General features: G+C 56.1%; 3 protein-coding genes. 2 read left to right on the top strand and 1 reads right to left on the bottom strand.

Annotated features, from left to right (window positions below):
• Positions 1-233: 233 nt before the first annotated feature.
• Positions 234-1,382 carry a glycosyltransferase family 2 protein gene (locus VAE57_RS04710; protein ID WP_322820746.1) on the top strand — a complete coding sequence of 383 codons (1,149 nt, stop codon included), beginning with the start codon at positions 234-236 and terminating at the stop codon, positions 1,380-1,382.
• Positions 1,383-1,426: 44 nt separating this feature from the next.
• On the opposite strand, the gene VAE57_RS04705 is transcribed toward VAE57_RS04710, so the two are convergent.
• On the bottom strand, positions 1,427-1,711 hold the full coding sequence (locus VAE57_RS04705) for a 50S ribosomal protein L25 (RefSeq protein ID WP_012259673.1): 285 nt from the start codon (positions 1,709-1,711) through the stop codon (positions 1,427-1,429).
• 131 nt (positions 1,712-1,842) lie between these two features.
• Between VAE57_RS04705 and priA the strand changes: the two genes are divergently transcribed.
• Positions 1,843-4,371 carry a replication restart helicase PriA gene (gene priA / locus VAE57_RS04700; RefSeq protein ID WP_322820745.1) on the top strand — a complete coding sequence of 843 codons (2,529 nt, stop codon included), beginning with the start codon at positions 1,843-1,845 and terminating at the stop codon, positions 4,369-4,371.
• Positions 4,372-4,465 lie beyond the last annotated feature (94 nt).

The raw sequence follows: 4,465 nt of genomic DNA, 5'->3' as shown, positions 1-4,465 counted from the left end.
GCAACGCTGCGTAGTATACTCGAAGGTCGTCAGCTTGTCAAGTGGCAAGGTCATCGCAGGCAACGCACACGCCAGATCGCTTCAGGAAGCGGTAAAGAGCCCAGAAGACTGCTAACCATCGGATCGTTCTATGTAAGATCCACTGCCTCGTCTTCTGCCTAGCCTCTCTCCTCTTTGCCGATCCACCCCTTTGTTATACTATGCATAGTTGTGCTCGTGAAAGAGGTGCATCCATGTGGCTCACTCTACTCTGGGTTGTGGTCGGATTGGGTCTTGCCGGTAGTTTTCTCGGCCAGTGGCGACGAATGCGTCAAATTCCACGGTTAACGTCGCCGTGCCTGCCCGATGATCCGCCGTTGATCTCGATTTTAATTCCTGCGCGCAATGAAGAGCGGGGAATTAGCCGTTGTGTACAGGGAGCGTTGGCTCAGCGCTATCCTCATATTGAGGTGATAGTGGTTGATGATGGCTCAACCGACCGGACACCGGCAATTCTGGCCGATCTGGCAGTTGCCGATGCCCGGTTACGGATAATCTCAGGGAAACCGCTGCCACCGGGCTGGGTTGGTAAATGCCATGCCTGTCAGCAGGCCAGTAGTGTGGCGAGCGGTGAATGGTTGCTCTTTCTTGATGCAGATACGGCTCCGGCACCTGATCTGGCAGCAGCCTTACTCTGTCATGCCCTGACAACTAATGGCGATATGGTGACGATCTTTCCCTTTCTTGAGTTGAAAACGTGGTCTGAACGATTGATCTTGCCGCCATTCGTGGCCTTGATCGTGTCCATCTTTCCTTTCGAGCGCCTGGCTAAGCCTGATGTTCGCCCAGAAGAGGTGTTGGCGAACGGTCAATGCATCTTCGTGCGGCGTGCGGCGTATGAAGCGATTGGCGGTCACGGAGCGGTACGAGCTGAGGTGTTGGAAGATGTTCGTCTTGGCCAGCGTTTGCGCACCGCCGGTTTCACGGTGCGTGGTGCGATTGGGATGGAATATCTGGCAGTACGGATGTATACGAATGCGGCTGAAGTGATCGAGGGTTTGATGAAAAATGCCTCGGCAGGATCGCGGAGTGGTGGCTGGCGTTCGTTAATCGGGATGACGTTGCTATTGGCACAGGCGTATGGCCCATTGCTGTTGATGATCGGTGGTTGGTTCACCGGTGGCTGGGCAGGAAGTTTGGTTTTGCTGGTCGGAATGGTATCGTGGCTGGTTGGCCTGCTGTTTTGGGGAACGCTGTATCAACGGTTTTACCGGCTCACCCCACTGCACGCCGTTCTCTGGCCGGTCGGTTTGCTGATGTATTTGCTGATTGCCGGGTATGGCATTCTGCGCGTTCGATTAGGACAGGGAGTGATTTGGAAGGGGCGACGGTATGCCGGTTAGCCGGGGTGGTGGGCCGATAGGTGTCGGCCCACCGGTGCTGCTCATCAGGCCAGCTTGAAGTCAATGTGCAGGAATTTGCGGGTTACCGGATGGCGTTGCACGACATAAATCACGACCGGATATGTCGTACCTTCGATGTCGAGGTTGAAGGACTCGCCTTTCGGCACCGTTCGGAAGATCTGCTCGAAATCGCGTTCGTTGATCTGAATCGCCGTGGTTTCAACGCCTTTGCCGTAGAAATTAGCCGGCAAAATTCCTTCCCGACGGAGTGTTTTGACTTTTTTGCCAAAGATGTGGCGCCGTTGAGCTGTCAGGGTAACGTTTGCCATAGTTTGCCTCTCTTTAGTATTTACGGAGGGGAGAAGCCAGCCCGTTGCCGGCCCGAGACCCTCCAGCGATCCGAAGGGATAGTATATCATAAAGCCGGAATATCGCTGCAATCTGAGGTGATTCGTTGTCTATGAATCCTGTCTCTGAACTGGTGGCTGATGTGGCCGTCCTCACAGACTCCTTGCCATCCCAACACCAGGGCATCTTCTCGTACCGTGTACCTGATCATTTGCAAGCGGCCATCGCGATAGGACAACTGGTGTGGGTACCGTTGCGCCAACAGCAGGTTCAGGGGGTGGTTCTGACAATGCAGCGCCGCACTGTCAGTGGGTTGCGCGATCTGATTGACCTGGTCGATCCTGATCTGTCGATCCCACAACTGACGATTCAATTAGCGCATTGGGTGGCCGAGAACTGCTATACAACGCTGGCAGCGGTGCTTGATCTCTGTTTGCCGCCAGGCATGATCCGGCAGGCGGTGACAACCTGGCGGGCAACGGTGGCAGGTCTTACGTGTGAATTGGGTGCATTACCAGAGCGTGAGCGGGCGATCCTCTTTTATTTGCGTCGGCATGGGGAATTGAGTGAGGCCGACTTGCGGGCGGCGCTGCGCGGAAGTGATGCAAATCTGCGGGCTGCGTATCGGTCATTGGCCGAACGAGGTCTGATTACGCGCCGCTTGCGTATCGATCCACCGCGAGTACGTCCCCAACAAGAGCAGTTTGTCCGGTTAACGTTGCACGATCTCGATCAAGCGATAGCCGAACTGCGTCGTGCACCCAGACAGGCAGCAGCATTGCGCTGGCTGGCTGAACGGACGACAAGCGATCCTCCTACGTTGAAGGAGCTACGGCGAGCGACAGGTATTGACAATACAGGGATACGTGCGCTTGAACGGCGGGGTTTTGTGCAACTGGTTGGTCGTGAAATCTATCGGGATCCCCTGGCAACAGTACATCCGTCCACCGATACGCCGCCACCACTGACAACTGCTCAGCGGGTGGCGTATGAGACAATCGTGACTGCGCTTGAAGCCGGTACGGGCGGACGGTTTCTGCTCTATGGAATCACCGGTAGCGGGAAAACTGAAGTCTACCTGCGCCTGATCGCTCGTGCGTTACGGCTTGGTCGACAGGCATTGGTGCTGGCGCCGGAGATTGCCCTCACCACCCAGTTAGTCCGTCGCTTTGTTGCTCGTTTCGGTCATCAACTGGCGGTCTTGCATAGCGGGTTGAGTGATGGTGAGCGCTACGATGAGTGGCGGCGATTAAGGCGGGGTGAAGCCCGGGTGGCTATCGGTGCACGTTCCGCACTTTTCGCGCCATTACCCGATCTCGGCCTGGTGATTGTCGATGAGGAACATGAACCTGGTTACAAAAGCGATGCAGCACCTCGTTACCATGCGCGTGACGCAGCATTACACCTTGCCGATCTGGCCGGAGTAACGGTCGTGTTTGGTAGTGCAACGCCAAGCGTTGAAACCTACTATGCCGCCCGCAATGGTCAGATTCAGTTACTCGAATTACCAGAGCGAATTGGTGCCCAGATTGGCGTCGATGGTCTCGTTCACAGTCGCCCCTTGCCGTTGCCGCCGGTGCGTATTGTTGATATGCGGCATGAACTACAGCAGGGCAACACATCCATCTTCTCGATCAAACTGCAATACGCGCTGGCGCAGACCCTTGCCCGTGGGCAACAGGCGATCCTCTTTCTCAATCGCCGGGGAGCCGCTTCCTTTGTTTTTTGTCGAGATTGTGGTTATGTTGCCCGTTGTGGACGGTGTGCCGCACCACTCACCGTTCATTACGATACATCAACCACTGCTGAAGCCGGCGAGTCGGTGCGCGTTTTAATCTGCCATTCATGCGGTCAGCGCACGGCTACGCCGGTAGTCTGTCCGCAATGTCTCAGTCACCGCATTCGCGTCTCGGGTATCGGCACACAGCGCGTTGCCGAAGTGGTACGTGAATTGTTTCCCGATGCCCGGGTAGCTCGCTGGGATCGGGATAGTATCAGTGGAAAGAATGCCCATGATGCCCTGCTAGAAGCAATGGTACGCCACGAGATCGATGTGCTGGTCGGTACGCAGATGATTGCGAAAGGGCTTGATTTACCTCTGGTTGGGTTGGTCGGCGTGGTATTAGCCGATACCGGTCTGCACCTGCCCGACTTTCGTAGTGGCGAGCGGACATTTCAACTTCTGACTCAGGTTGCCGGACGAGCAGGGCGACGGAGTGAAGGGGCGCAGGTCATCATTCAGACCTATCAACCCGATCATTATGCGCTTCAGGCCGCATGCGAGCACGACTACCGGGCATTTTTTCGGGAAGAGATCGCCTTCCGGCGGGCACTGGCATATCCTCCCTTTGGCCGATTGGTGCGCTTCGTCACGACCGCAGCCAGCGAGTCAATCTGTCGACGACAGGCCGAACAGCTTGCTGTCACCTTGCAGACGTACATTACCGGTCGCGATCTGGTCGGCTGGCGTCTGATCGGGCCGGCACCGGCATTCTTTCGCCGACAACGTGATCGGTGGCGCTGGCACGTATTGTTACGGATGCCACCGGCCACAGACATCCGGGAGATACGCCTGGCACTGGATGCGGTTGGCCCGTTGTACGGTTGGGTGATCGATATTGATCCGGTGCAGGTGTTGTGAGGGAGAGGGTGAGCACGGTGAGACTCTGAATGTGTAGAACCTATCTCAAAACATCTCCTGGAAGGTATCTCGTGCATTCTTGACCGACGCTATG

Origin of the sequence: Chloroflexus sp., assembly GCF_034434295.1 — a bacterium.
Classification (GTDB): Bacteria; Chloroflexota; Chloroflexia; order Chloroflexales; family Chloroflexaceae; genus Chloroflexus.
The sequence above is the reverse complement of the archived record's forward strand: the minus strand, read 5'-3'. Positions and strand labels throughout refer to the sequence as shown.